21 protein-coding genes and 4 pseudogenes are annotated in these 25,797 nt (G+C 71.6%); 14 read left to right on the top strand and 11 right to left on the bottom strand.

All coding sequences use genetic code 11. The features are described from left to right. Window positions 1-132: 132 nt before the first annotated feature. From HUV60_RS13440 to HUV60_RS13430, 3 genes and pseudogenes are all read left to right on the top strand, one after another. Complete coding sequence (locus HUV60_RS13440; protein WP_257851047.1) at window positions 133-1,401, top strand: LolA family protein; 1,269 nt, start codon at window positions 133-135, stop codon at window positions 1,399-1,401. A 35-nt stretch (window positions 1,402-1,436) separates the two neighbouring features. Beyond that, window positions 1,437-2,302: pseudogene (locus HUV60_RS13435) on the top strand (ABC transporter ATP-binding protein); the annotation flags it as partial. Further along, window positions 2,297-2,823, top strand: a pseudogene (locus tag HUV60_RS13430) (ABC transporter permease); the annotation flags it as partial. The pseudogenes HUV60_RS13435 and HUV60_RS13430, both read left to right, overlap by 6 nt. On the opposite strand, the gene HUV60_RS13425 reads toward HUV60_RS13430, so the two are convergent. The 3 genes and pseudogenes from HUV60_RS13425 to HUV60_RS13415 form a co-directional block, all read right to left on the bottom strand. After that, window positions 2,813-3,412 carry a flavodoxin family protein gene (locus HUV60_RS13425; RefSeq protein WP_257851743.1) on the bottom strand — a complete coding sequence of 200 codons (600 nt, stop codon included), beginning with the start codon at window positions 3,410-3,412 and terminating at the stop codon, window positions 2,813-2,815. The pseudogene HUV60_RS13430 and the gene HUV60_RS13425 overlap by 11 nt on opposite strands. A 99-nt stretch (window positions 3,413-3,511) precedes the next feature. Beyond that, window positions 3,512-4,705, bottom strand: a pseudogene (locus HUV60_RS13420) (amidase family protein); the annotation flags it as partial. Between the two features lie 35 nt (window positions 4,706-4,740). Next, the gene (locus tag HUV60_RS13415; RefSeq protein ID WP_257851048.1) at window positions 4,741-5,247 is read right to left on the bottom strand and encodes a DUF6668 family protein; all 507 of its coding nucleotides are present in this window, start codon (window positions 5,245-5,247) and stop codon (window positions 4,741-4,743) included. Window positions 5,248-5,379: 132 nt separating this feature from the next. On the opposite strand from HUV60_RS13415, the gene HUV60_RS13410 reads away from it, so the two are divergent. Beyond that, window positions 5,380-6,855 carry a tetratricopeptide repeat protein gene (locus HUV60_RS13410; RefSeq protein WP_257851049.1) on the top strand — a complete coding sequence of 492 codons (1,476 nt, stop codon included), beginning with the start codon at window positions 5,380-5,382 and terminating at the stop codon, window positions 6,853-6,855. Window positions 6,856-6,885: 30 nt separating this feature from the next. Here HUV60_RS13410 and HUV60_RS13405 read toward each other — a convergent pair whose 3' ends face one another. Continuing rightward, a complete protein-coding gene (locus tag HUV60_RS13405; RefSeq protein WP_257851050.1) occupies window positions 6,886-7,386 on the bottom strand; it encodes a VOC family protein in 501 nt (166 codons plus the stop codon). Window positions 7,387-7,620: 234 nt separating this feature from the next. Here HUV60_RS13405 and HUV60_RS13400 point away from each other — a divergent pair, with 234 nt between their 5' ends. Next, complete coding sequence (locus tag HUV60_RS13400; protein WP_269441181.1) at window positions 7,621-8,514, top strand: IS982 family transposase; 894 nt, start codon at window positions 7,621-7,623, stop codon at window positions 8,512-8,514. 19 nt (window positions 8,515-8,533) lie between these two features. Here the strand turns inward: HUV60_RS13400 and rarD are convergent, their stop codons facing one another. Continuing rightward, a complete protein-coding gene (gene rarD / locus HUV60_RS13395; RefSeq protein WP_257851051.1) occupies window positions 8,534-9,601 on the bottom strand; it encodes an EamA family transporter RarD in 1,068 nt (355 codons plus the stop codon). A gap of 169 nt (window positions 9,602-9,770) precedes the next feature. Then, window positions 9,771-10,551, bottom strand: a pseudogene (locus tag HUV60_RS13390) (NAD(P)H-binding protein). 173 nt (window positions 10,552-10,724) lie between these two features. On the opposite strand from HUV60_RS13390, the gene HUV60_RS13385 reads away from it, so the two are divergent. Beyond that, window positions 10,725-11,084 (top strand): winged helix-turn-helix transcriptional regulator, encoded by a 360-nt coding sequence (locus HUV60_RS13385; RefSeq protein WP_257851052.1) that lies wholly within the window; start codon window positions 10,725-10,727, stop codon window positions 11,082-11,084. Between the two features lie 62 nt (window positions 11,085-11,146). Here HUV60_RS13385 and HUV60_RS13380 read toward each other — a convergent pair whose 3' ends face one another. The 5 genes from HUV60_RS13380 to HUV60_RS13360 all read right to left on the bottom strand — a co-directional run bounded on the left by HUV60_RS13380 (window position 11,147) and on the right by HUV60_RS13360 (window position 18,204). Beyond that, complete coding sequence (locus HUV60_RS13380; RefSeq protein WP_257851053.1) at window positions 11,147-12,244, bottom strand: 2-oxoacid:ferredoxin oxidoreductase subunit beta; 1,098 nt, start codon at window positions 12,242-12,244, stop codon at window positions 11,147-11,149. Beyond that, window positions 12,237-14,168, bottom strand: coding sequence for a 2-oxoacid:acceptor oxidoreductase subunit alpha (locus tag HUV60_RS13375; protein WP_257851054.1), 1,932 nt, complete (start codon window positions 14,166-14,168; stop codon window positions 12,237-12,239). Before HUV60_RS13375 ends, HUV60_RS13380 begins: the two co-directional genes overlap by 8 nt. Before the next feature lie 304 nt (window positions 14,169-14,472). Next, window positions 14,473-15,144, bottom strand: coding sequence for a response regulator transcription factor (locus HUV60_RS13370; RefSeq protein ID WP_257851055.1), 672 nt, complete (start codon window positions 15,142-15,144; stop codon window positions 14,473-14,475). A 280-nt stretch (window positions 15,145-15,424) separates the two neighbouring features. After that, window positions 15,425-16,801: a sensor histidine kinase gene (locus HUV60_RS13365; RefSeq protein ID WP_257851056.1), complete on the bottom strand. Its 1,377-nt coding sequence runs from the start codon at window positions 16,799-16,801 to the stop codon at window positions 15,425-15,427. 176 nt (window positions 16,802-16,977) lie between these two features. Beyond that, window positions 16,978-18,204 (bottom strand): sensor histidine kinase, encoded by a 1,227-nt coding sequence (locus HUV60_RS13360; RefSeq protein WP_257851057.1) that lies wholly within the window; start codon window positions 18,202-18,204, stop codon window positions 16,978-16,980. 219 nt (window positions 18,205-18,423) lie between these two features. On the opposite strand from HUV60_RS13360, the gene HUV60_RS13355 reads away from it, so the two are divergent. Genes HUV60_RS13355 through HUV60_RS13320 form a run of 8 tightly spaced genes read left to right on the top strand, consistent with a single transcriptional unit; the run spans window position 18,424 to window position 25,796 of the window. Continuing rightward, window positions 18,424-18,888 (top strand): NADH-quinone oxidoreductase subunit A, encoded by a 465-nt coding sequence (locus HUV60_RS13355; protein WP_443047517.1) that lies wholly within the window; start codon window positions 18,424-18,426, stop codon window positions 18,886-18,888. Next, window positions 18,879-19,586: an NADH-quinone oxidoreductase subunit B gene (locus HUV60_RS13350; RefSeq protein ID WP_257851058.1), complete on the top strand. Its 708-nt coding sequence runs from the start codon at window positions 18,879-18,881 to the stop codon at window positions 19,584-19,586. The genes HUV60_RS13355 and HUV60_RS13350 overlap by 10 nt, the downstream gene beginning before the upstream one ends. Continuing rightward, window positions 19,583-21,103 (top strand): NADH-quinone oxidoreductase subunit C, encoded by a 1,521-nt coding sequence (locus tag HUV60_RS13345; RefSeq protein ID WP_257851059.1) that lies wholly within the window; start codon window positions 19,583-19,585, stop codon window positions 21,101-21,103. Before HUV60_RS13350 ends, HUV60_RS13345 begins: the two co-directional genes overlap by 4 nt. Further along, on the top strand, window positions 21,100-22,068 hold the full coding sequence (locus HUV60_RS13340) for a complex I subunit 1/NuoH family protein (RefSeq protein WP_257851060.1): 969 nt from the start codon (window positions 21,100-21,102) through the stop codon (window positions 22,066-22,068). Before HUV60_RS13345 ends, HUV60_RS13340 begins: the two co-directional genes overlap by 4 nt. A gap of 2 nt (window positions 22,069-22,070) precedes the next feature. Then, window positions 22,071-22,667 (top strand): NuoI/complex I 23 kDa subunit family protein, encoded by a 597-nt coding sequence (locus tag HUV60_RS13335; RefSeq protein ID WP_257851061.1) that lies wholly within the window; start codon window positions 22,071-22,073, stop codon window positions 22,665-22,667. Next, window positions 22,664-23,365, top strand: coding sequence for an NADH-quinone oxidoreductase subunit J family protein (locus HUV60_RS13330; protein WP_257851062.1), 702 nt, complete (start codon window positions 22,664-22,666; stop codon window positions 23,363-23,365). The genes HUV60_RS13335 and HUV60_RS13330 overlap by 4 nt, the downstream gene beginning before the upstream one ends. Continuing rightward, complete coding sequence (gene nuoK / locus HUV60_RS13325) at window positions 23,365-23,805, top strand: NADH-quinone oxidoreductase subunit NuoK (RefSeq protein WP_257851063.1); 441 nt, start codon at window positions 23,365-23,367, stop codon at window positions 23,803-23,805. Before HUV60_RS13330 ends, nuoK begins: the two co-directional genes overlap by 1 nt. Further along, window positions 23,802-25,796, top strand: coding sequence for an NADH-quinone oxidoreductase subunit 5 family protein (locus tag HUV60_RS13320; RefSeq protein ID WP_257851064.1), 1,995 nt, complete (start codon window positions 23,802-23,804; stop codon window positions 25,794-25,796). Before nuoK ends, HUV60_RS13320 begins: the two co-directional genes overlap by 4 nt. The last annotated feature ends 1 nt before the right edge of the window (window position 25,797 follow it).

Genomic DNA, 25,797 nt, shown 5'->3' with positions numbered 1-25,797 from the left:
CGGGTTTGGTCAGATGGAAGACGACGGACATCACCACTCCTCACCGATTCGGGTGAGAATGGCGGCTCAGGGTGTGACTGGTGTGAGCGACACGAGACGCAGGCCGCCGCCGACCACGGAGGTAAGGCACACATGGCACCGTATGAATCCGACGACACGACGACCGCTCGTCAGGCCGGCGAGGCCGACGAGCGGGGCGCGGGCCGGCGCAGGGCCGCGCGGTACGTCGTTCCGGTCACGGTGATAGGAGTGGCGGCCGTGACCATCGGGCTCGTCCCCGCGATCGCCGACTCCGGCGACCCGGACCTGCCGAAGATCACCGCCGCGCAACTCATCGAGAAGATCGCCCAGTCGGACGTCGAGCAGCTGTCCGGCACCGTGAAGATCACTACCGACCTCGGGCTGCCGGACCTCGGCGGCCTGGAGAACAGCCTGGCCTCCGGCGCCATGGGCCGGGGCGATGCCGACGGTTCCTCCGCCGACCCGACGGCCAAGCTCACCGAGCTGGCGTCCGGCACGCACACCCTGCGCATCGCGGCCGACGGCCCCGAGCGGCAGAAGGTGTCGCTGCTCGGGAGCGCGTCCGAGTACAGCCTGATCCACAACGGCGAGGACGTCTGGGGCTACGACAGCGAGTCCAACGAGGTCTTCCACGGCACCACCGACGGGTCCGCCGGGGACGAGGGCCAAGAGCACCAGCGCCCGGCCATGCCGAAGGACTTCGCCGAGGAGGCGCTGAAGTCGGTCGACGACACCACGTCCGTCACCGTCGACGGCACCGCGCAGGTGGCCGGCCGGGACGCGTACAAGCTGGTCGTCAAGCCCAGGCAGTCCGGCTCCACGGTCGGCGCCATCAGCATCGCGGTGGACCACAGGACCGGTACGCCGCTGAAGTTCACGCTGACCCCGGCGAGCGGCGGTGCCGCCGTCGTGGACGTCGGCTTCACCAAGGTCAGCTTCGACCGGCCCGCCGCGTCGACCTTCGACTTCACCCCGCCCAAGGGCGCCAAGGTGACCGAGGAGGGCGAGCCGGACGGCGGTGAGCAGGGCGGTGAGCAGGGCGGTGACGAGAGGGGAAGGGAGTACGGGAAGCCGCAGGGTGCCTCGAAGTCCGAGGAGGACCTGGCCAAGGGCCTCGACGGACTGGAGGTGCTCGGCGAGGGCTGGAACTCCGTCGCCACCTTCGACACCGGCGCGGAGGGCGGTCTGCCGACCGGCTCCGGAGGCGGGGACCTCGACGGCTTCCTCGGCTCGTTCGGCGACCAGGTGAAGGGCGGGTTCGGCACGGGCACCATGTTCAGCACCCGCCTGGTCAACGCCCTGCTCACCGAGGACGGCAAGGTCTACGTGGGCGCCGTCACCAAGGACACCCTGGTGAAGGCGGCCAACGAGGCGAAGTAACCCGGCCAGCGGCACGACAGGGAACGAGGGAGCCGATGGGCGAGGCGTCCGCCACGCGGGGTACGGGTGACGGCGTCACCCGTACCCTCACCAAGCGCTACCGCGGCGGGCAGCTCGCCGCCGACGGCTTCGATCCGACCGTCCCGGCGGGCAGCGTCTTCGGCTTCCTCGGCCCCAACGGATCCGGCAAGACCACCACCACCCGCATGCTGATGGGCCTGATCGAGCCCACCTCGGGCACGGCGCACGTTCTTGGACGGCCCATGCCGCGCTCCGCGCGCGCCGTGCTCCCGCGGGTCGGGGCCCTCATCGAGGGCCCGCCCTGTACGGCTTCCTCTCCGGCCGGGACAACCTTCTGCGATACGACGACGCCGATCCGACCGCCGATCCGCGCACCCGGCGCGCCCGCGTCACCGCCGCCCTGGACCGGGTGGGCCTCACGGCCGCCGTGGGCAAGAAGGCGAAGGCGTACTCCCTCGGTACGAAGCAGCGCCTCGGACTCGGGGCGGCCCTGCTCCAGCCCCGCACCCTGCTCGTCCTGGACGAGCCGGCCAACGGACTCGACCCGCAGGGCATGCGGGAGATCCGCGCTCCGGTGAGGGAGTTGGCTTCGGACGGCGCGACCGTCTTCCTCTCCTCGCACCTGCTCGACGAGGTCGAGCAGGTGGGTACGCATGCCGCCGTGATGGCGCGCGGACGGCTGCTCACCCAGGGGCCCGTCGCCGACCTGGCCGCAGGCGGCCGGCTGGTGGTGACCGCACCGGACCCGGCGGACGCGGCGCGGGTGCTGAAGGAACAGGGCGTCGGCGATGTCGTGGCCACCGACGACCGGGTGACCGGTGAGGCGCCCGAGCGCGACCTCGCCGAGGTGAACGCCGCGCTGGTGACGGCCGGTGTCCGGTATCTCCTCGTCGCCCCGCCGGCCGGACCCGGCTGCTGCTCATCAAGTACGCCACCGTCATCGCCTTCTGCCTGGCCGCCACCCTCGTCGTGGCCCTCTCCGCCCTGGCCGTGGGGGCGCTCCTGTTCCCGCTCGGCGACCTCACGACCATCTCCGGCACCCGGATTGGCTTCGCGGAGGGGCTGGGCAGAGCCCTGCTGATCGCCCTGGCCGTCGCCGCGTCACCGGTCGGGGTGGCGGCGCTCGGCCTGTTCGTGTCCACGCTGACCAGCAGCGGCATCGCGGCGATGGCGACGACGGTGGGGCTGCTGATCACCGTCCGGATCCTCGGCCAGATCCCGCAGCTCGACGCCCTCCACCCGTACTTCTTCTCCCACTACTGGTTCTCCTTCGCCGACCTCGTGCGCGAGCCCGTCTACTGGGAGGACCTGGTGAGGAACCTCGGTCTCCAGTCCTTGTACGCGCTGGTGTTCGGCTCGGCGGCCTGGGCGAGGTTCACGACGAAGGACATCACCGCGTAGACCCGGTTTCGTAGGGGAACCGGGCGAGCGGGGCGGGGGCCTCCGGTGCGAAGAACGTCTTCGCGCGGGCGAGGGCCTCGGTGTCCTTCAGCACGTCACCGGGCTTGCTGCCGTTGCCGAGGAGCACCCCGCCGAAGTGCATGCCCAGGTAGGCGGCGGAGTGGTGGAGCGTGTTGACCAGTGGGTCGGCGACCACCGGCTCGTCGTCCGCGAGCACCGTGACACCCCAGAGCGTGCGCCCCGCCATCGTCGCCCTGAAGTCCAGGCCGGGGGTGCGCAGCCAGCCCGACCAGTGGTCCAGGTAGCGCTTGGTCTGCGCGGACACCGAGTACCAGTACAGCGGCGAGACGATCACCACGTCCGTCGCCGCGACGGTGGCGTCGAGCAGCAGGGCGACATCGCCCTCCGTGGGGCGGACGTGCTCGCTGTCGTGGCGGAGGTCCTCGAAGTCGGGCAGCGGATGGTCGGCGAGGTCGATCCAGCGCTGCTCCGTACCCGCGGGCAGTTGTTCGGCGGCCCGGCGGGACAGCAGCGCGGAGTTGCCGTCGCGTCGGGCGCTCCCCAGGACGAAAAGGAAACGGCGTGTCATGGTCATCCTCCAGATGGTCGGCGCGCACCAATTACCGGCATGTGCATCATATGTATGAGCAAGTAAATGTCCAAGGGGATTCGGACGGCGGCCCTCGGCTCCTCGGCCGCTCGGCTTCTTCGCGGCCCCTGCCACGGCGAGCAGCAGTGCCTCCCGTCCGGGCGGCGCCACCAGTTGGAGTCCGGCTGGGCAGCCGTCGGTGCCGAACCCGGCGGGCAGGCTCAGCGCGGGGTGACCGCTCAGGTTGAACGCCCAGGTGAGCGCGGTGGAGTAGACGTTCCCCGGACCTTCGTGGCCGTGCGGTGCGGTGGGTGCGGTGGGCGTGAGCAGCAGCTCGGTGCCGGTGAAGGGGCGGGCCAGGCGCCGGTCGTTCTCCGCCCTGAGGCGGTGGGCGTCGGCGAGGCCGGAGGGGGCCGTGCCGGAGTTGCGCAGAACGAGCCAGGCCGGGGCGGGGTCCATGAGCACCGGCGGTGCCGACGGCCGTGCGAGCCGTACGACTCCGGCGTCGACGAGCCGGTCGACCGCTGCCCGTGCCAGCGCGAGGGGCTCCGGATCGGGATCTGCGAAGCCGAGACCGGGGGACCAGACGGCGGTGCGCAGGAGGGGCGGCCGCGCACCGACGCCGGTGGGCGTCGGTGACACCGCCTGCCACCAGGCCGCCGCGTCGGCCGCCGTACGGGCGAGGACCCCGGGAGCAGCGAGCCCCGTGCGGTCGGGTGAGGGGAACAGGCCGTTGGTGACCTTGAGGCCGACGACTGAGCACCAAGCCGCCGGGACGCGTACCGACCCCGCGCCGTCGCTGCCCGTCGCCAGCGGCACCAGGCCCGCCGCCACCGCGACCGCGGCCCCGGCAGAGGAGCCGCCCGGCGTACGGTCGGCCCGCCACGGATTGACGGTCCGTCCGCGCGCCCCGAGACCCCAGGTCTGCCAGGAGGTGCCGGGCCCGGGTACCGCGGTGGCACCCACCGCGACACAACCGGCCGTGAGCAGCGGGCCCGCCGCCCGCAGCCCGTGCCGCCCCTTCTTGACGGCGAGGGGCACCCCGGCCAGCGGCAGCCATGCGTGAGCCCCGGGACCCCCGCCCTCGCCCGGGCCGGACGGACGCGGCGGATGCGAAGGGCCCGCCTCGACCAGGGCGTCCACCTCACCGGACCGCCGCAGTGCCTCCTCGGCCCACACCTCGGTGAACGCGCACAGCGCCGGATCGGCCCGTTCGATCCGCTCCAGCGACTCTGCGACCACATCGACGGCCCGCACCGTCCCCGTGCGCACCGCGGAGGCGATCTCCGTCACCGAGGCCGAAGCCCGAGTGGCGTCCCGGCCGCCGCTCAGCGCATCGATCCCGTCAGGCGGGCCAGTGGCCCGGCCTCGCGCGGCCGTCGGCCGCCCAGGTCTCCCAGGCGCCACGCGGGCACCCACGGCACGCGGTAGACATCGGCCACGGACTCGAGGTACCGGATCCGCTGGGCGAGGGAGCGCGGCAGGCAACCCGGCGCGTCCGCCACCAGGACAACGGCATCGAGAGCGAGCCCGTACGGGACCTCCCCGCGCCGGAACATCTCCACGGCCGGGACGACGGTCTCCAGACCGGACGCGTGTGTCCGGGCGACGAGCAGCACCGGCTGAGGACCGGCCGGTCCGGGCCAGGCGCGGCCGTTGTCGTGATCACCGTGCACCGCGGCGAGGGTGGCGACCCCGGCACTGCCCTGGAGGCCGCCCCAGGAGAAGCGCCGGGTCACCGCCTGGGCGTGGGCGAACTCCGGCGGGTCCGGCTCCGGCTCTCCCACCGGCCCTCGGATCCAGATCTCCGGTCCTTGTCGCAGGACTGTACGCATGCCCGTTCTCCCGCCCCGCCACCCCGGTCCTCGTGCCGGCCGTTGGGACGAGCCTGTGACAACGCGGTGACGTGAGAAACAGGGCTCAGCGGACAGACTCGTCGGTAGGTCAACAACCCGAATGAGGGGACGATGGCGCGACTCGGCCGTGAGAAGAAGCGGGGACAGCAGCAGGCCGCACACGCGGCGCACCTTGCTGCAGTGCCGATCGACGTCCGTATACCCGTCGCGGCGGAGGGCGGCGCGGGCCCGCGGAGTGCGTCCGTCGACGGGGTACTGGTGGTCGCCGGACCCGATGAGCCGGTTCAGCACGCCGTGCTGAACCGGCTCCACCGCATCGCCCTCGCCTCGGGGCATGCCGTCCTGGCCACCGTCCACGACGAGCGCATCGGCTACGTGGTCCCCCTCCAGGTCGGCCCGGACGGCGCCAGCCGCTTCACGGGGGAGCCGGCGCCGATGAAACCGGAGCCGGGGCCGGAGTCCGCGCCGGGGGCCGCGCCGGAGCCGGGGCCGGGCCGTGCGCCGGGCCGGGGTGTGGTCCAGGAGGAACCAGCGGCCGCGCCGCATGCCGACGCGTCCTTCTCCGCAGCCCCGGCCCCGGGCCCGGTCGCCGTTTTGCCCCCGCGCCCCGGGCACGACCGGTCCACCCACATCCTGCGTCCCGTGCCGGACCCGGCTCCGGCACGGGCATCAGCCCCGGACCGGGATCCGGTACCCGACGCCGTACGGGACTCTGCCCCCACCTTCCGGCTGCGACCGGTGCCCGGGGCGGCGACAGGAGCGGCACCCCCGGGAACGGTCGCGGCGCCGACCGGTGAGTTCGGCCCGCCACCGCCCATGGACGCGCGGCCGCACCCCGCCCCCGAAGCGGACAGCCCCCCGGGGGGCCCGGCAGCGTCCCCGAGGCCCCCGGCATACCCGCTCCCGCCGGTCGACCGGATACCGAGCCCCCTGCCTCCGCCGGCCGGTCCGGCGCCGCGAACCGGCCGTCCCCGGATGCCCGAACCGCTTCCCGAGGACGTGTGCGGCAGTGGCACCGGCACCGGCACCGGAACCGGCACCGGCAGCGACCCCGATCGCCGACCGATGCCGCCCCGCGGCTTCGACGCCGTGGCGGAGGCGATGCTCGGGGACGAGCCGCCGGCCGTACCGGGCGAGACCCGTCTGGCCGGTCCCATGGGCCTGATCGACGACGCAGTCCGGGCGGGCCGGATCGAGACCGCGGCGCGACTGGCCGGGGAGACGGTGGCCGAGGCCTCGCAGACGCTGGGGCCCGAGCACCCCGAGGTACTCCGGCTGCGCGAGCTGACCGCGTACATCGCCTACCTCGGCGACGAGCCGCTGCACGCCTTCCGGCTCTCCCTCGACCTCGCCGGTATCCACCGTCGGGCGGGCGACGCGGAGGCCGCCTACGGCAACGTCCGCAGCGCGGCCACCGCCTGGCGCGCGGTGCGCGACCCGCTGCGCGGTCTGGAACTGGGACGCGACCTGATCGAGCGGTGGACCGAACTCGCCGGCGAGGGCGGCCCGGCCGCCGACGAACTCGAGGAACTGGAGTCCGCCCGCGCCCGCATGGCCCGCCTGACCGCCCGCGCCCAGCACGGGTGAACGAGCGGACTCGCCCGGGCCGTGAAGGCCTCAGTGGACGCAGTACTCGTTGCCTTCCGGGTCCGTCATCACCGTCCAGGAACCGGACGGCTCCTCCACGCGCCGCAGCACCCTCGCCCCAAGCCGCTCCAGCCGTGCCACCTCCGCCTCGCGGCGCCCCTCACCGGGGTGCAGGTCGAGGTGGAGCCGGTTCTTGGCCGTCTTCGGCTCCGGCACCCGCTGGAACAGCAGCCGCCGTCCCAGCCCTGTGCCGCTCTCCTCCTGGTGCGGGTCGTCGGGATGCCGTACCGCGGCCAGGTCACGCCAGGCGGCGCGGCCGTGCTGCTCGGTGGTCAGCCCGGCCGGTACGGAGCCCAGACCGAGCAGCTTCCCGATGAGTGCGCTGTGGTCCTCGACCGTGTATCCGAGGGCGGCGGCCCAGAAGTCGGCCTGTGCGTGCGGGTCGGCCGTGTCGATGACGAGCTTCCAGTGCACGGGAGCGGCGGAATCGGTGGGGCCCTCGGGAGCGGGTGAGGCCGGTGGCTGCGTCATGGAGCCATTCAAGCGCTTCGAACGGCCCTAGACGAGTAAGTCCGAAGTCTCGTTGACTCTGCTGCTCAATTCGGCGAGCGATCACGTGCCATGCTTTCAGGGCTCGGCCGCGCCCGGCCTGCCTGCATCTGCGACGCGCTCTGAAGGCCGTATCGGCACGGCGTCATCACGCCGGGTAATTGCGCAGCAGAGTCCTCGTTGAGCGCAAAGGGTGAGGGTCCCGTTGGTCGATGTGTGACGAACGACCTCGAGACCCTCATCACCGCACTGTACGTGAAGATCGACGACGAGTTGGGAGGGCCGCGTTGGCTGGGCAGGCCGCCGTTGCTGACCGACTCCGAGCTGGTGTGCGCCGCGGTCGCCCAGGCGATGCTCGGATTCACCTCCGAAGCCCACTGGCTGCGCTACGCCCGCAAGCACCTGGCCGGGATGTTTCCGTACCTGCCCCAGCAGTCCGGCTACAACAAACGCCTGCGCGCGGCGCTCGGCCTGGTCAAGCGGGTCGTCCGGATGCTCGCGAAGGCGTCCGACTTCTGGCTGGACGACTGCTGGATCGTGGACTCCACCCCGGTGCCGTGCGGCATGTCGCGGCCCACCGTGAAACGCTCCGACCTGGCCGGATGGGCCGGATACGGCTACTGCGCCAGCCACTCGCGGTTCTTCTGGGGGCTGCGGCTGTACCTCGTGTGCACCCCGGCCGGGATGCCGATCCTGTGGGCCCTGGCGGACCCCAAGATCGGCGAACGCGAGGTGCCGGCCGCGATGCTGGAGGTCGAAGCAGGCGTCGTCGCCGAGCACGACGGCATCCTGCTCATCTCCGACAAGGGCTTCGCCGGCCGAGCTTTCGAGCAGTTGCTGGCCGACCACGGCATCACCTTGCTGCGGCCCTCCCGCAAGCGCGAGAAGGCCCGGTACGGCGAGCCGATGCTGAAGAAGGTCCGCCAGCTGATCGAGTCGGTCAACGACACCCTCAAAGGCCAGCTCGACCTGGAGGGCCACGGAGGGCGCAGCTGCGCGGGCGTCGCGGTCCGCGTCGCCCAGCGCATTCTGGCCATGGCCGCCGCGATCTGGCTGAACAACCTGACCGGCGCACCGATCACTCGATCGTTGATCGCCTACGACCACTGAAGACATACGACTTACTCGTCTAGGGCCTGGCTACCGGGGCGTCCACCGTGTCCACCGCATCAGCCGCATCCCCCGCCGGCTCCACGGGGTGCGTCGCCATGGCGGTGGCCGTCGTGACCGTCGTGACCGCACCGGCCGTGGCTGCCGCCGCCGCTGCCGCCGCGACCCTCGCCCGCTTCCTGGTGAGCGCGCGGGCGGAGCGGTGGGCGGTGCGCAGCGCGTCCCAGGTCAGCAGCATGAGAGCCAGCCACACCAGCGCGAAGCCGGCCCAGCGCTCGGGCGGCATGGCCTCCTTGAAGTAGAGGATGCCGAGCAGGAACTGGAACACCGGGGCCAGATACTGGAGCAGCCCCATCGTGGACAGCGGCACACGGATCGCGGCGGCGCCGAAGCAGACCAGGGGGAGCGCGGTGACGATCCCGGTGGCTGCGAGCAGTGCCGCGTGTCCCGTGCCCTCGGTGCCGAACGCGGAACCGCCCCGGCTTCCCAGCCACAGCAGATAGCCGAGCGCGGGCAGGAACTGGATGGCCGTCTCGGCGGCCAGCGACTCGATGCCGCCGAGGTTGACCTTCTTCTTCACCAGCCCGTAGACGGCGAAGGAGAAGGCGAGGCAGAGCGAGATCCACGGCGGACGGCCGTAGCCGACGGTGAGGACGAGCACCGCGGCGAAGCCGACCCCCACCGCTGTCCACTGCACGGGCCGCAGCCGTTCCTTCAGCAGCAGTACGCCGATGGCGATGGTGACCAGCGGGTTGATGAAGTAGCCGAGGGAGGCCTCGACGACGTGCCCGGAGTTCACCGCCCAGATGTAGACGCCCCAGTTCACGGTGATGACCGCCGCGGCCACCGCGATCAGGGCCAGCCGGCGAGGCTGCCGCAGCAACTCTCCGAGCCAGGCCCAGCGGCGTATGACGAGCAGGGCGGCGCCCACGAACAACAGCGACCAGACCATCCGGTGGGCCAGGATCTCCACGGCCCCCGCGGGCTTGAGGAGGGGCCAGAAGAGGGGGACGAGTCCCCACATGCCGTATGCCGCGAAGCCGTTCAGCAGTCCCCTGCGCCGCTCGTTGGCCGACTTCTCGGTCACGGGTCCTCCTTCTCACCTGCTGCGTCCGGGGCGTTCGACGCGTGCCGTCCGGGCGGCCGTCGGCCGCCCGGACGACGGTAACGCCGCACACCCCTGCCTGTCATGCCCGTATCGGAATACGGTCATGACAGGCAGGGGTGTGCGGCCGGGCCGCGGGCCCGCGCGGAGGTCATCCCTTCGGTGCGGTGGCGATGGCGTCCGCGAGCGGCGTGGCCGGGCGGCCGGCCAGAGGGGCCGGCTCGCCACTGGTGACGACCAGCTCACCCTTCTCGATGGAGGCGTCCACGCCGGTGAAGACGGCGGCCATCGGCTCGGGCAGTCCGGCGCCGGTCAGGACGCCGGTGAGCTCCTCGACCGTGACCGGCTTGTAGGTGATCTCCCTGCCGGTCTGCCGGCTCAGCCCGGCCGCGTACTCGGCGAGGCTCCACGCCTCGTCGCCGCCCAGCTCGTACGTCTTGTTCTCGTGGCCCTCACCGGTCAGTACGACGACCGCGTCGTGCTCCGGTACCGGGACGAGGTTCTCGGTGTAGACCTCGTGGTGCCAGCCGTTGCGCAGCAGGACGTACGGCACACCGGAGTCCAGCAGGGCCTTCTCGGTGCCGCGGTGGTCGTCGGCGAGCGCGGCGGTCAGCGTTTTGGGGCGCTCGTGCAGGCGAGCAGGGCGACACCGGCCGCCTTGGCGGCCCCGATGACCCCCCGGTGCTGCTGCACCCGGCCCTTGTCGCCCGCCGCGAACGCGCCGTCGAAGGTCTCGGGGCGTTGGAGTCGGCGACCGCGAGCCGCACGCCGCGCTCCGCCAGGTCGGCGGCCTTCTCCGGGCTGCGCACGACGGCGGTGACCTGTCCGGCCGGAACCTTCTCCAGCAGTTGTTCCACGATGTGGCGGCCGAGGTGTCCGGTGACTCCGGTGACTCCGGTGACTCCGGTGACTCCGGTGACGACGATGCTCATGATCAGAACTTCTTGTGGGGTGCGGTGTCGCCAACGCCAGGAGTTACGCTAACTCTTTGTAAGTACCCGCTCTGAAGCAAGGTACTGGTACGACAGTAAGCGAGGATGGATCCGTGCCCCCGGCGCCCGCACCGGCGCCTTTTTCCGGGCCGCTGTGGAGCGCGCAGGAGGCGATGAGTCCGCAGCGCCTGGTCCTGGAGCACGTGACGAGCCGCTGGGGCGTGCTCGTGCTGATCCGGCTCCAGGAACGGCCCCACCGCTTCAGTGAGCTGCGCCGGACGATCGGCAGGGTCAGCGAGAAGATGCTCACCCAGACCCTCCAGACGCTGGAGCGCGACGGCCTCGTCCATCGTGACGCCAGACCGGTGATCCCGCCGCGCGTCGACTACTCCCTCACCGGTCTGGGGCACGAGGCCGCCGAACAGGTGCGTGCGCTGGCCCTGTGGACGGAGCAGCGCATGGACGACGTACTGGCCGCCCGTCAGGCGTACGACGAAGCCAGGCGGACGCGCGACGAGGCCCGGACGCCCTGAGACGTCCGGGCCTCGTGCGGGGCTCCGGCTTTCAGCGGGCAGTACCTCGGCCGCTCAGTCGCTCAGCCGACGACCGTCCACGTGTCGTTGCCCGCCAGCAGTGCGCCGAGGTCGCCCTTGCCGTGCTGCTCGACGGAGGTGTCCAGCTGCTCGGCCATCAGCGTGTCGTAGACCGGGCGGTCCACGGAGCGGAAGACACCGATCGGGGTGTGGTGCAGGGTGTCCGGATCGGCGAGCCGGGACACCGCGAACGCGGTGGTCGGGGACGCCGAGTGCGCGTCGTGGACCACGATCTCCGCCTCGTTCTCCGGCGTCACCACGACCACCTTCAGGTCACCGGTGGTCCGGTCCCGGACGACGCCCTTCGTGCCTCCCGCGCCGAAGCGGATCGGGCTCCCGTGCTCCAGCCGGATCACCGCCTCCTCGGCCCGCTGCCGGTCCTTGAGGACCTCGAAGGCGCCGTCGTTGAAGATGTTGCAGTTCTGGTAGATCTCGACCAGGGCTGTGCCCGGATGGGCCGCGGCCTGCCGCAGTACCTCGGTCAGGTGCCTGCGGTCCGAGTCGACCGTACGGGCCACGAAGGACGCCTCCGCGCCGATCGCCAGCGACACCGGGTTGAAGGGCGCGTCCAGCGATCCCACCGGTGTCGACTTGGTGATCTTGCCGATCTCGGACGTCGGCGAGTACTGGCCCTTGGTCAGACCGTAGATCCGGTTGTTGAACAGCAGGATCTTCAGGTTGACGTTGCGGCGCAGCGCGTGGATCAGATGGTTGCCGCCGATGGACAACGCGTCCCCGTCACCGGTGACGACCCACACGCTCAGGTCGCGCCGGGACGCCGCCAGGCCCGTCGCGATCGCGGGAGCGCGGCCGTGGATGGAATGCATCCCGTAGGTGTTCATGTAGTACGGGAACCGGGACGAACAGCCGATGCCGGAGACGAAGACGATGTTCTCCTTCGCCAGCCCGAGCTGGGGCATGAAGCCCTGCACGGCGGCCAGGACGGCGTAGTCGCCGCAGCCGGGGCACCAGCGCACCTCCTGGTCGGACTTGAAGTCCTTCATCGACTGTGTGCCCGCGGCCTTGGGCACCAGGGCGAGCGCCTCGCCGGACGGGGAGTCGCCGAGGGAGGACGGGCCGCCTGTCATCGTCTCAGTCATCGATGGCCTCCTTCAGTGCCCCGGCAAGCTGCTCCGCCTTGAACGGCATGCCGTTGACCTGGTTGTAGGAGTGGGCGTCGACCAGGTACTTCGCCCGGATCAGGGTCGCGAGCTGGCCGAGGTTCATCTCGGGTACGACCACCTTCTCGTAACGCTTCAGGACCTCCCCCAGATTCCGCGGGAAGGGGTTGACGTGGCGCAGATGAGCCTGCGCGACCGCGCCCCCCGCGCCCCTGATACGCCGTACGGCCGCGGTGATCGGCCCGTAGGTGGACCCCCAGCCGAGCACCAGGACCCTGGCGTCGCCGTCCGCGTCGTCGACCTCCAGATCGGGGACGTCGACACCGTCGATCTTCGCCTGCCGAATGCGCACCATGAAGTCGTGGTTGGCCGGGTCGTACGAGATGTTGCCTGTGCCGTCCTGCTTCTCGATGCCGCCGATCCGGTGCTCCAGACCCGGTGTGCCCGGGACCGCCCACGGCCGGGCCAAAGTGTGCGGGTCCCGCTGGTACGGCCAGAACACTTCGGTGCCGTCGTCCATCGTGTGGTTGGGGCCCTGCGCGAACCGCACGCGCAGGTCCGGCAGCTCCTCCGTGTCCGGAACGCGCCACGGCTCGCTGCCGTTGGCCAGATAGCCGTCGGAAAGCAGGAACACCGGCGTCCGGTAGGTCAGCGCGATCCGGGCCGCCTCGAGCGCCGCGTCGAAGCAGTCGGCCGGCGTACGCGGCGCGACCACCGGGACCGGCGCCTCGCCGTTGCGCCCGTACATCGCCTGGAGCAGGTCCGCCTGCTCGGTCTTGGTGGGCAGGCCCGTGGACGGGCCGCCGCGCTGGATGTCCACGATCAGCAGCGGCAGCTCCAGCGACACCGCGAGACCGATCGTCTCGGACTTCAGCGCCACCCCGGGGCCACTGGTCGTCGTCACCGCCAGCGAACCGCCGAAAGCCGCCCCCAGTGCGGCACCGATGCCGGCGATCTCGTCCTCGGCCTGGAAGGTCCGCACGCCGAAGTTCTTGTGCCGGCTCAGCTCGTGCAGGATGTCCGAGGCCGGCGTGATCGGGTACGACCCCAGGAACAGCGGCAGATCCGCCTGCCGGGACGCCGCGATCAGGCCGTACGCCAGGGCCAGGTTGCCGGAGATGTTCCGGTACACGCCCGGTGGGAACGCCGTGGTGGCCGGGGCCACCTCGTAGGAGACGGCGAAGTCCTCCGTCGTCTCCCCGAAATTCCAGCCCGCCCGGTACGCGGCGATGTTGGCCGCGGCGATGTCCGGCTTCCTGGCGAACTTCGAGTTCAGGAACCTCTCCGTGCCCTCGGTGGGCCGGTGGTACATCCAGCTCAGCAGGCCGAGCGCGAACATGTTCTTGCTGCGTTCGGCCTCCTTGCGGGTGAGGTCGAACTGCTTCAGCGCTTCGACCGTCAGCGTCGTCAGCGGCACCGGATGGAGGCTGTAGCCGTCGAGCGAGCCGTCCTCCAGCGGGTTGCTGGCGTAGCCGACCTTCTGCATCGCCCGCTTGGTGAATTCGTCCGTGTTGACGATGATCTCCGCGCCGCGCGGCAGGTCCCCGATGTTCGCCTTCAGCGCGGCGGGGTTCATCGCCACCAGCACGTTCGGCGCGTCACCGGGGGTGAGGATGTCGTGGTCGGCGAAGTGGAGCTGGAAGGACGAGACACCCGGCAGGGTGCCGGCCGGGGCACGGATCTCGGCGGGGAAGTTCGGCAGGGTCGACAGGTCGTTGCCGAAGGAAGCCGTCTCCGAGGTGAAGCGGTCACCGGTGAGCTGCATACCGTCACCCGAGTCCCCCGCGAACCTGATGATCACCCGGTCCAGACGGCGGACGTCCTTCGCGCCCGCCGCTTTGCGCTGCTCTCCTAGGACTGTTCCGTCGGCCTGCTCCGCTGGGCTGCTGACCTGACTGGTCACTGAACTGGACCTCCTCGAGGGCGGCTGTCCGGGACCGGCCCTTCCGCAGGCCGTCCCTGGATCAACCCTACGTCCGTAAGGGTCGCCTTCCTCGGGTCATTCGCATCTTGGACACGACTTGGAGATGTCCCGCGGTCTCCCCGCGATGCGTCGGTACGACGTGCGGAGCACCGACGCATCGCGTCTCCTGCCCACATTCGCCCTGGTCGCCGACCCACCGGCTCCTGCCTTCCAGGACGCCGCCCGCCGGCGGTTCAGCCGTCGGCCACCGGCGTCACCCGTAAGCGGGTCGGGCGGGTCCGGTTCAGGACTTGAGGTGGGTCAGGACCGCGAGCACCCGGCGGTGGTCGCCGTTACCCGGGGACAGCCCCAGCTTCAGGAAGATGTTGCTGACGTGCTTCTCCACGGCTCCGTCGCTCACCACCAGCTGCCGGGCGATCGCCGAGTTCGTCCGTCCCTCCGCCATCAGCCCCAGGACCTCCCGCTCACGTGGGGTGAGTCCCGCGAGAACGTCCTGCTTGCGGCTGCGGCCGAGCAACTGCGCGACGACCTCGGGGTCCAGGGCCGTACCGCCCTCGGCCACGCGCACCACCGCGTCCACGAACTCCCGTACCTCGGCCACCCGGTCCTTGAGCAGGTAGCCGATGCCCCGGCTGGAATGGGCGAGCAGCTCGGTGGCGTAGCGCTCCTCCACGTACTGTGACAGCACCAGCACCCCGACACCCGGATACGTCTTGCGCAGCTGGACGGCGGCCCGCACGCCCTCGTCGGTGTGCGTCGGCGGCATCCGCACGTCGGCCACCACGACGTCCGGCAGCTCCCCCTGGTCGTTCAGCTCGGTGATCGTCTTGATCAGCGCGTCGCCGTCGCCGACCCCGGCCACGACATCGTGCCCCCGGTCGGTCAGCAACCGGGTCAGGCCCTCCCGCAGCAGCACTGAATCCTCGGCGATGACCACACGCACTCTGTCCTCCATGAATTATCGGCCCCCACGCCCCTCATCCGGGCCCGTCCGTACGGCAGGCCCGGCTGACGGGACCAGCATCCCAGCATTCGGCGGGTGACGCGGAGGGATGACGCGAGAGAAGCCTTGGCGGGCAGGGGCCGCACCGGTGGCAGGGGCATGTCCTGGTACGGAGCAAGGACACTTTCCTGGTGCAGGAGTGTGCGGGTACGGGCCCACCGCCCGTACCCGCACACCTGCCGGCCGCTTCCGCGTCCTCAGCCGCCGCTCACGCGCTCATGCGCCGGCTTGCTCACCGCGTCCGACCCGCCCGCCAGGGCAGCTCCGCCGTCACCCGGGTCGGGCCGCCGGACGGGGAGTCGACCACCAGGATGCCGTCCACCGCGTCCAGCCGCTCCGCAAGGCCGGCCAGTCCGGAACCCTCCGACACGTCGGCACCGCCCACGCCGTCGTCCTCGACCTGCACCATCAGCCGGTTCTCCGTCCGCCACACCTCCACGGTCGCCCGGGTCGCCCGCGCGTGCTTGCTGATGTTCTGCAGCAGCTCCGAGACGGTGAAATAGGCGATGCCCTCGATCGCCGGCGCCGGGCGCTCCGTCAGATCCACGTCGACCTGCACCGGGACCGTGCACCGGGAGGCCACCGACGAGAGAGCCGCGTCAAGGCCCCGGTCGGTCAGCACGGCCGGGTGGATGCCGCGCGCCAGGTCCCGCAGCTCCTGCAGAGCCGTCTTCACCTCGCCGTGCGCCTCGTCCACCATGTGCGCCGCGGCCCGCGGGTCCTCCCGCAGCTTCTCCTTCGCCAGCCCCAGGTCCATGGCCAGCGCCACCAGCCGGGCCTGTGCCCCGTCGTGCAGATCGCGCTCGATGCGCCGCAGGTCCGCCGCCGCCGTGTCCACCACGGCGCCCCGGCCCGACTCCAGCTCCACCACCCGCGTCGCCAGCCGGGACGGCCCGAGCAGCCCGTGCACCAGCAGCCGGTCCACCATGGTCAGCGCCCGCACGATCCACGGCGTGACGATGGTGAACAGCAGTCCGATCATGGCGGTCACCGTGATCTCGAACAGGTTGTCCAGATAGATCTGGTGCTGCCCGTCGCCGTACAGCTGTATCCCGTCCTGACCGGCGTACATCGGGAAGACCCAGAACCACAGGGGATACGTCAGCAGCGACCAGCCGATCGACCAGACGGTCACCGCGACGGCGAAGGCGAACACCGCCCACGGCAGGTGGAGCACCGCGTACAGCAGCGACCGCCACGAGGCGCCGCTCCTCAGCACCGCCCCCATCCAGGCCATGAGCCCCCGGCGCTTCACCCGCAGCGGCTCCGGCTCGGCCACGTCCAGGCCCAGCAGCCCCCGCGCCCGCATCCGCTCCAGCGTCCCGAACCCGCGGCATCCGGCGAGTCCGGCGGCCAGCACCGGTACGCCGAGGAACGTCACCAGCAGACCGGCACCCAGCGACACCATCGTGACCGCATAGGTGAAGAGCGGCACGCTGACCGGCAGACTCAACAGGACGTACACCAGCTCGCGCCAGGTCCGTCCCTCGACCGGTGCCCGCAGCACCGCAGGCACCCGGTGCGGGCGCTCGCCGGCCCTCCCGGTGCCCCCGGTACCCCCAGTGGGCTTGCTGTGGAGCCCGTAGCCCTGTTCGTACCCGGTGGCCATCGGCGTCGTCCTTCTCCTCGTCCGGCGGCTGTGCTGTCGTATCCCCAGACTCCTCCGCAGCAGGCCGGCGGACCATGGAGCGCGTCGCAGTCCTGGACGGGGGTTTTCCCTACCTCCGACCGGGCGGACGGCCGTGCGGGCGCGGGTCGGGTCACGCACGGACATGCGGGGCGCGGTCACGTGGCCGGCCGTACGGAGTTCCGCGCGGGTGTACGCGTACGCGTGTCCTCGGCGAGGGCACCGGAGCGGTCTCGCCACGGCAGCTCCGCCGTCACCGTCGTCGGCCCCCCCTCCGGCGACTCCACGACGAACAGACCGTCGACCGCCCCCAGCCGGTCGGCGAGCCCCCGCATCCCCGTACCGCCGTCCAGGCTCGCACCGCCGCGGCCGTTGTCCTCCACCTGGATGAGCAGACGGCCGGCCGAACGCCACACCTCGACCGAGGCCGTACGCGCGGCGCTGTGCTTGCTGACGTTCTGCAGCAGCTCCGAGACGGTGAAGTAGGCGATGCCCTCGATGGCCGCGGCCGGCCGCTCGGTGAGATCGACCGTCACCCTCACCGGAACCGTGCAGCGCGAGGCGACCGACGACAGGGCCGCGTCGAGACCGCGGTCGGTCAGGACCGCGGGGTGGATGCCGCGGGCCAGGTCCCGCAGCTCCTGCAACGCCAGTTTCACCTCGCCGTGCGCCTCATCGACCATCGACGCCGCCGCGTCGGGATCCTCCAGCAGCTTCTCCCTGGCCAGGCCCAGCCCCATGGCCAGGTTCACCAGCCGGGCCTGCGCCCCGTCGTGCAGATCGCGCTCGATCCGCCGCAGATCCGCCGCGGCCGTGTCGACCACGACACCCCGGTCGGACTCCAGCTCGGCCACACGCCGCTCCAGTTCGTCGGACGGCGACAGCAGACCGCGCACCATGGCCCGGTCCGCGTTGGCCAACCCGCGCGCGATGAACGGCAGCACCGGCCACAGCACGAACAGCGAGACCAGCGTGACGGTGAAGGTGACGATGCCCCACGGCAGGCGTATCACCTCATACAGCGCCGTGCGCCAGCCCACCGGGTCCTTCAGCGCCATCCGCAGCCGCGGCAGGAACCCTCCGGCACCGTGCAGCGGCAGCCGGCTCGGCTCCTCCACCCGCACCCCGAGCAACGCCCTGGCCCGCGCCCGCTCACCCCTGCCCAGCAGCCGCGTCCCCATCAGGCCGGCCGAGAGCAGCGGGAACCCGACCACGGTGACGGTCAGCCCGAGGCCCAGGAGCAGCACGGTCACGACGTAGACGAAGCCCACCAGCGACACCGGAAGGTTCGCCAGGAGGTGGGCGATCTCCTTCCAGGTGTGCCGGTCGTAGGCGAAACGCGCCTGTGGCGGGCGGTCGTCGGGAGAAGGGGAGGGCTCGAACATGTGCCATAGCGTGCCCGGCCACGGGGGCCCGCGCCATGAGGCGGACCCCTGATATCCACGGGGGAAACCCCCACCCCCGATACCAGGGGTGCCGGGCTGCTTACGGGGCACTTAACAGGGCCTAGACTCCCGTGCGTACAGATCGTCGAACAGCGAGGGGCGGACGTGCGGCAACCGACCGGCGTCGATCCGACCGGCTTCGACCCGACCTCCACCGGCATGGCCGACTTCGGTACCACCGGCTTCGCCCCGACCTCCACCGGCGCGACCCCCAGCGATCCGGCTGCCGTGATCGCTTCGAACCAGGTCGCGGCGGCCGACTACTTCCAGGCGTACTCGGTCGTCGGACTGCTCGCCGTCGTCGGCGTGCTGTTCGTCGCCTTCGCCTTCGGCGCGGGACGCCTGCTGCGGCCGGTGGTACCCACGCCCGAGAAACTCATGACGTACGAGTGCGGAGTCGACCCCGTCGGCGAGGGATGGGCCCACACGCAGGTCCGCTACTACGTCTACGCCTTCCTCTACGTGATCTTCGCTGTCGACTCGATCTTCCTCTTCCCCTGGGCGACCGTCTTCGCCGCCGACGGCTACGGCGCGGCCACGCTCGTGGAGATGTTCATCTTCCTCGGCTTCCTCGCCGTCGGCCTGCTGTACGCATACAAGAAGGGCGTCCTGACATGGACGTGACCCCCACCAACCCACCGGACGCCGCCCCCCCGGCGGGCGCGCACTCGGACTCCGGCGCGGCTTTGGGGCCGGTGCTGCTTCCCGAGCCCGCCGTGCTCCCCGCCGAAGGCAGCGGAAAGCTCGGCGCGCTCGCCCGGCTCGCCCCGGAGCCGATGAAGGTGATTCTCAACTGGGGCCGCCGCTACTCGCTGTGGGTCTTCAACTTCGGTCTCGCCTGCTGCGCGATCGAGTTCATCGCCGCGTCGATGGCCCGCCACGACTTCATCCGCCTCGGCGTCATTCCCTTCGCGCCGGGACCGCGCCAGGCCGACCTGATGGTCGTCTCCGGGACGGTCACGGACAAGATGGCACCCGCGGTGAAGCGCCTGTACGAGCAGATGCCCGAGCCGAAGTACGTCATCTCGTTCGGCGCGTGCAGCAACTGCGGCGGACCGTACTGGGACTCCTACTCCGTCACCAAAGGCGTCGACCAGATCATCCCTGTCGACGTCTACGTCCCCGGCTGCCCGCCGCGGCCCGAGGCGCTGCTCCAGGGGATCCTGAAACTCCAGGAGAAGATCGCGCGGGAGTCGCTGGGGGAGCGGTACGGGTCCGGTGGGCGGGGCGCCTCCGTGGCCGCCCTGCAGAGCGGGTTGGTGGAGCCGCCGGCGCCGGGGGAGCCCCGTGCGGGGGAGTCCGGTGCGGGGGAGGACCGATGACCGCGGCCGGCTGGCTCCCCGCCGATGTCGAAGAGCTGTTCGGTACGGAGACCACGGCCGAGGAGTCGTACGACGTCCTCACCGTCGACGTTCCGTCCGGCTCCTGGATCCCGGCCCTGGAGAGTGCGCGCGACCGGCTCGGCTGCACGTATTTCGACTGGCTGAGCGCGGTCGACGAGCCCGGCACGGGCTTCCGCGTCACCGCCCACGTCGTGGCTCTCTCCCCGGTACGGCGCCTGCTGCTGCGTACGACCGTCCCGCACGAGGCACCGGTGCTGCCCTCCGCCGTGGGCGTCTACGCGGGGGCCGCCTGGCACGAGCGCGAGACGCACGAGATGTTCGGCGTCGACTTCACCGGCCATCCCGCACTCGGCCACCTGCTCCTGCCGGACACCTTCGAGGGCCACCCCCTGCGCAAGGACTTCGTCCTCGCCGCCCGCGTCGCCAAGGCCTGGCCCGGAGCCAAGGAGCCCGGCGAGTCCGAGCACGGCGGGCCCAAGCGCCGCCAGATGCTTCCCCCCGGGGTCCCCGACCCCAATGAGTGGGGCCCCCTGAAGGGCCGGCTCCCCCCGGCCCCGTCCCGTCCGGCCCGGGGCGCGGGCAGGGCGGTCACCGGCGCCGGAGGCGGACCCGACACAGGGCGAACACCCGGCGACCGCCCGGTACGCCGGACCCGTACGGCGGCGGAGGGCTCCGCGAGCCAGGCCGCCTCTGCGGGGGCCGAGGGCGAGGGCCGTCCCGCACGGCCGCCGCGCCGGAGCCGTACGGCGGCCGAGGGCTCCGCGAGCCAACAGGCCGCGCCCGCCCCCGAGTCACCGACTGCCGAGTCACCGACTGCCGACACCGCGGCACAGCCCGGGACACCCCCGTCGGCCACGCCCCGGACGCGCCGTGCCCGGAGCGCGAGCGAGGGCTCGGCTTCCCAGCGCGGGCGGTCGACGGCAGCCACGTCCGGGAAAACCGCGGAGGGCGCGGAAGCCGCCGAGGGTGCGGTCGGCCCTGCTGCCGGCCCCGGCAGCGACGCGTCCGAAACGCCGGCCACCGAAGCGCCGGCAGCGGGACGCCGCGCCCGAAGCGCCTCTGAAGGCTCCGCGGGCCAACGTCCCCAGTCGTCACCGCCGAAGCCCGCCGAAACGGGGCCCGCCGTTGCACGAGGCCCCGGCCGGGCACGCAGCGCGCCGGACGGGACAGGGACGCCGGGCACCATCGGCGCGTCGGAGGAGACGGAGGAGGTGCCGGGTCGGACAGGGGTATCGGACACCAGGCCTTCCGCCCCGCCGCGCAGCCCGGACGCCCCCTGGCACCACATCCGCCCGGCCTATACCGGACCCGAACCCGAAACACAGGTGGAACCCGCCCCCGAAGCAGAGGCTGAGCGCGACTCCGCCCGCAAGGCCGACTCCGCCCCGGACCCCGACCCGGGCCCCGAGTCCGACCCGGGCCCCGACCCGGAGCCGGGCCCCTCGAGCCCATCCCGGCCTTCTGCCCCCGACACCCCCTCAGGAGGCCCGCGGTGAACGACGTACTCGACGTCGCCCTGCGACTCCTGATCGTCTTCGTCGTCTTTCTCACCTTCCCCCTGATCGTCGGCCAGACCGAGCACAAAGTGATGGCGCACATGCAGGGCCGCCTGGGCCCGATGTACGCGGGCGGCTTCCACGGCTGGGCCCAGCTCGTCGCCGACGGCGTCAAGTTCGTACAGAAGGAGGACGTGGTCCCGGCCGGTGCCGACCGCCGTGTCTTCCAACTCGCCCCTGCCGTAGCCCTCCTGCCGTACCTCCTCGTCCTGCTCGCGATCCCGGTCGGGCCGGGCGAGGGAGCCGTCGGGCAGGTACTGGACGCGGGCGTGTTCTTCGTGCTCGCGGTGATGGGCGTAGGCGTCCTCGGCTCGCTCATGGCCGGGTGGGCCTCCGCCAACAAGTTCTCCCTCCTCGGCGGCCTGCGCACCGCCGCTCAGCTCCTCGCCTATGAACTGCCGATGCTGCTCACCGCCGCCTCGGTGGCGATGGCGGCGGGCACCGTCTCGCTCGTCGGCATCCTCGACGCCTTCGAGTGGTGGTGGCTGCCCTGGCAGATCGTCGGCGCGGTCGTCTTCTTCGTCGCCGGACTCGCCGAACTCCAGCGGCCGCCCTTCGACATGCCCGTCGCCGACTCGGAGATCATCTTCGGTGCGTACACCGAGTACACCGGCCTGCGGTTCGCGCTCTTCCTCCTCGCCGAGTACGCCGGGATCGTCGTCCTGTGCGGCCTGACCACCGTTCTCTTCCTGGGCGGCTGGCACGGTCCGTGGGGCGCCGACGGTCTCGGCTGGGTCTGGACCCTGCTGAAGACCGCAGTCCTCGCCTTCGTCATCATCTGGCTCCGCGTCAGTTACCCCCGCCTGCGCGAGGACCAGTTGCAGAAGCTGTCCTGGACCCTCCTCGTTCCCCTCGCCCTCGCCCAGATCGCCCTCACCGGCGTCGTCAAGGTGGTGATCTCCTAGCCATGGCTTCTCTTCCCGGCTTCCCCGGATCCGGTCTGGCCAAGGGCCTGGCCGTCACCCTGCGGACGATGACGAGGAAATCCGTCACCGCCCGGTACCCGGACACCCAGCCCGACCTCCCGCCCCGCACCCGCGGGGTGATCGGCCTGTTCGAGGAGAACTGCACGGTCTGCATGCTGTGCGCCCGCGAGTGCCCCGACTGGTGCATCTACATCGACTCCCACAAGGAGACCGTCCCGGCGGCGACGCCCGGCGGCCGTGACCGCAGCCGCAACGTCCTCGACCGGTTCGCCATCGACTTCTCCCTGTGCATGTACTGCGGTATCTGCATCGAGGTCTGCCCCTTCGACGCCCTCTTCTGGTCACCCGAGTTCGAGTACGCCGAGACCGACATCCGCGAACTCACCCACGAACGCGACAAGCTCCGCGAGTGGATGTGGACGGTCCCGGCCCCGCCGGCCCTGGACCCCGACGCCGAGGAACCGAAGGAACTCGCCGCCGCCCGCAAGACGGCCGACAAACTGGCCGCCACCCGGGCCGACCCGCAGCCGGCTGCGCAGGCCGACCCGCAGCCCGATCCGAAGGAGGAGGAGTCGTGACCCTCGCCGCCGTCGCCGGCACGGTCGCGCACGTCACGACCACCACCGTCGACGTCTCCATCGAGGCACAGGGCTTCCTCTCCCCGACCGGAGTGGAGATCGCCTTCCTCCTCGTCGGCCTGGTCACCTTCGGTGCCGCCGTCGTCACCGTCACCACCCGGCAGTTGGTGCACGCCGCCCTGTGGCTGGTGGTGGCCCTCGGCGGACTCGCCGTCGAATACCTCCTGCTCACCGCCGAGTTCATCGCCTGGGTGCAGGTCCTCATCTACGTGGGTTCGGTCGTCGTCCTCCTTCTGTTCGGCCTGATGCTCACCAGAGCGCCCATCGGCCGCTCCCCGGACGCCGACTCCGGCAACCGCTGGGTCGCCCTCGGCGTGGCCGTCGCCGCGGCCGTCGCCCTGGTCTGGGTCGTCGTCGACGCCTTCCGCACGACCTGGATCGACCTGGACGGCACGCCAGCCGGCTCCACCGAAGTGACCGGTGCCAGCCTCTTCCAGCACTGGGTCCTTCCCTTCGAGGCCCTCTCCGTCCTCCTTCTGGCTGCTCTCGTCGGCGCGATCGTCCTCTCCCGCAGAGCGAAGACGGCCGCCGCGGTACGGGGAGCCGGGACACGGGAAACCGAGGCGCGGGAAACGGCCGGCGGAGCCACCGACGGACCGCCCGCCCGCCCCCGCCGTGATGCGGAAGGGAACCGCTGATGCACCTCGCCTATCCCGTCGTACTGTCCGCGCTCCTCTTCTGCACCGGCCTGTACGGAGTCCTCGCCCGCCGCAACGCGATCCTGGTGCTGATGTCGGTCGAGCTGATGCTCAACGCCGTCAACCTGAACCTGGTCGCCTTCGACGTCTGGCTCAGCAAGACCGTCGAGGAGACCCTGCACTCCGGTCAGGCCCTCGCCCTGTTCACCATCGCCATCGCCGCCGCCGAGATCGGCATCGGCCTGGCGATCGTCCTCGCCGTCCACCGCAACCGCGGCACCGCGGACCTCGACAAGCTCCGCGACACCGCCGAGGGCCACGACCCCGACGACCCCGACGGCACGGGCAGCACCGGCGGGCCGGTCGGTCCCGACCCCGACAGCGACGCCGACGCCCCCACGACCCGGGCGGCCGCCACGAAGGCTGAGGCCACCGCGTGACCACGACCACCCTCGCCGTCCTCGTCCCCCTCCTTCCGTTCCTCGGCGCGATCGCCGGACTGCTCCTGGGGCGCACTGCCCCCGGGTTCATCCGTCCGCTCGCCGTCCTGCCCACACTCACCGCCCTCGCCCTGGCCGCCGTGGTCGCCGCGCGCCAGGGCGGCGGCCGAGCCCTCGACGCCGCGACCGAGCTCACCCCCACCGGCTCCGTCCCCATCGAACTCGCCCTGCGTATCGATGGTTTCGCCGCCCTCACCGCCGTGGTCGTCGGCGTCGTCGCCACCTGTGTGCAGATCTATTCGACGGGTTACCTCCGCGACGACCCGCGTTACCCCTCCTATGCGGCCCTCGTCTCCCTGTTCACCTCCGCGATGTTCCTCGTCGTCTACTCCGGCGACCTGATGGTGCTGCTGGTCGGCTGGGAAGTCATGGGCATCTGCTCCTACTTCCTCGTCGGCCACTACTGGGGGACCCCTCAGGCCCGCGCCGCCTCCCTCAAGGCCTTCCTGGTCACCAAGCTCGGCGACGTCCCCTTCCTCATCGGCCTGTTCGCCCTCGCCGGCGAGGCAGGCTCCTTCCGGATCACGCATGTCCTCGACGCCGTCGCGAACGGCGGTATCGAGCACCCCACCCTGATCGCCCTGCTTCTTCTGGCGGGCGTGGCGGGCAAGTCGGCGCAGTTCCCGCTGCACACCTGGCTCCCCGACGCGATGGCGGGCCCGACTCCCGTCTCCGCGCTGATCCACGCCGCGACGATGGTCGCCGCCGGTGTCTACTTCGTCGCCCGTCTCCTCCCGCTCTTCCAGGCCTCACAGGCCGCGATGACCGTCCTCGCCATCATGGCCGCCGTCACCATGACCGGCTCGGCGCTCGCCGCTCTCGCCCAGGACGACATCAAACGCGTTCTGGCCTACTCGACGATCGGCCAGCTCGGCTACATGACCGGCGCCCTCGCCGTCGGCGAGCGCGGAGCAGCCGTCTTCCACCTCCTGTCCCACGGTGCCTTCAAGGCGCTCCTGTTCCTCGCCGCAGGCGTGCTGATCCACGCAGCCGGCACCAACTCGCTGGCCGCCATGTCCCGCATGAGCCACCTGCGCAACCGCGTGCCCGACGCCTACTGGACAATGACCGTGGCGCTCCTCGCGCTCGCCGCGATCCCGCCGTTCAGCGGCTTCTTCTCCAAGGAAGCCGTTCTCGGAGCCGCCGAACACGTCGTCACCGGCCACACCGGGCAGGCCCCCGCCGCCGCGGGCTGGACCGTCCTCCTCGCAGGCCTGGCCACCGCCCTGCTCACCGCCGCCTACGCGGTACGTCTGTGGCTGCTGGCCTTCCACGGACACGGCACCGAGACCCCCGACCACGGCAGGCAGCCCCGCGCCATGACCGCCGTGCTGTGGGTGCTCGCGCTCCCCTCCCTCACCCTGGGCGCCCTCACCTTCCGCGCGCTGCCCGACTGGTTCGACGGCCACGACCTCGCCCCGACCCTCACCACCTCGATGCTCGGCACCGGCGTGGCCCTGGTCGGCGGCATCATCACCTACACCACCTGGCGGCACGCCACCGCCCACGCCGCCCGCCCTCCGCTCGGTGCCGTAGCCGCCCGCCCGGAGGCAGGCGCCGGAAAGGTCGAGGCCGAGGCCATCGCCACCCACGAACCCGCCTACGGAGACGTCGCGTACGCACCCGACCCGGCCGACCCCGGTCGTCTGCTGCTCGGCCCGCTGCACCGCCACGCGGCCGCCGGCTTCCACCTCGACGCCTTGTACACGACCTTCTTCGTCCGGCCCGTCCAGGCGGCGGCCGGTCTCGTCCGCTTCCTCGACCGCGAGGTCGTCGACACCTACGTACGCGGCGTGGGAACGCTGCCCCGGTGGCTCGGCATCGCCGTACGACGTGCCCAGACCGGCAATCTGCAGACCTATGTGAGCGCGCTGCTCGCCGGCACCGTCGTTCTCGCGGTCGCCGTCGTCCTCGCCGCCACGGGAGCGTGAC

Origin of the sequence: Streptomyces sp. KMM 9044 (assembly GCF_024701375.2) — a bacterium.
In the GTDB taxonomy this organism is placed as follows: domain Bacteria; phylum Actinomycetota; class Actinomycetes; order Streptomycetales; family Streptomycetaceae; genus Streptomyces.
This window is presented reverse-complemented; position numbering and strand designations above follow the sequence as displayed.

Excerpts from the sequence above, each read along its gene's own strand:
- HUV60_RS13425 (WP_257851743.1), bottom strand. The coding sequence starts at position 3,412 with ATGACACGCCGTTTCCTTTTCGTCCTGGGGAGCGCCCGACGCGACGGC.
- HUV60_RS13415 (WP_257851048.1), bottom strand. The coding sequence starts at position 5,247 with ATGCGTACAGTCCTGCGACAAGGACCGGAGATCTGGATCCGAGGGCCG.
- HUV60_RS13335 (WP_257851061.1), top strand. The coding sequence starts at position 22,071 with ATGGCTTCTCTTCCCGGCTTCCCCGGATCCGGTCTGGCCAAGGGCCTG.
- HUV60_RS13365 (WP_257851056.1), bottom strand. The coding sequence starts at position 16,801 with ATGGCCACCGGGTACGAACAGGGCTACGGGCTCCACAGCAAGCCCACT.
- HUV60_RS13380 (WP_257851053.1), bottom strand. The coding sequence starts at position 12,244 with ATGACTGAGACGATGACAGGCGGCCCGTCCTCCCTCGGCGACTCCCCG.
- HUV60_RS13345 (WP_257851059.1), top strand. The coding sequence starts at position 19,583 with ATGACCGCGGCCGGCTGGCTCCCCGCCGATGTCGAAGAGCTGTTCGGT.
- HUV60_RS13405 (WP_257851050.1), bottom strand. The coding sequence starts at position 7,386 with ATGACGCAGCCACCGGCCTCACCCGCTCCCGAGGGCCCCACCGATTCC.
- HUV60_RS13355 (WP_443047517.1), top strand. The coding sequence starts at position 18,424 with ATGGCCGACTTCGGTACCACCGGCTTCGCCCCGACCTCCACCGGCGCG.
- HUV60_RS13410 (WP_257851049.1), top strand. The coding sequence starts at position 5,380 with ATGGCGCGACTCGGCCGTGAGAAGAAGCGGGGACAGCAGCAGGCCGCA.
- nuoK (WP_257851063.1), top strand. The coding sequence starts at position 23,365 with ATGCACCTCGCCTATCCCGTCGTACTGTCCGCGCTCCTCTTCTGCACC.
- HUV60_RS13350 (WP_257851058.1), top strand. The coding sequence starts at position 18,879 with ATGGACGTGACCCCCACCAACCCACCGGACGCCGCCCCCCCGGCGGGC.
- HUV60_RS13385 (WP_257851052.1), top strand. The coding sequence starts at position 10,725 with ATGAGTCCGCAGCGCCTGGTCCTGGAGCACGTGACGAGCCGCTGGGGC.
- HUV60_RS13370 (WP_257851055.1), bottom strand. The coding sequence starts at position 15,144 with ATGGAGGACAGAGTGCGTGTGGTCATCGCCGAGGATTCAGTGCTGCTG.
- HUV60_RS13440 (WP_257851047.1), top strand. The coding sequence starts at position 133 with ATGGCACCGTATGAATCCGACGACACGACGACCGCTCGTCAGGCCGGC.
- HUV60_RS13360 (WP_257851057.1), bottom strand. The coding sequence starts at position 18,204 with ATGTTCGAGCCCTCCCCTTCTCCCGACGACCGCCCGCCACAGGCGCGT.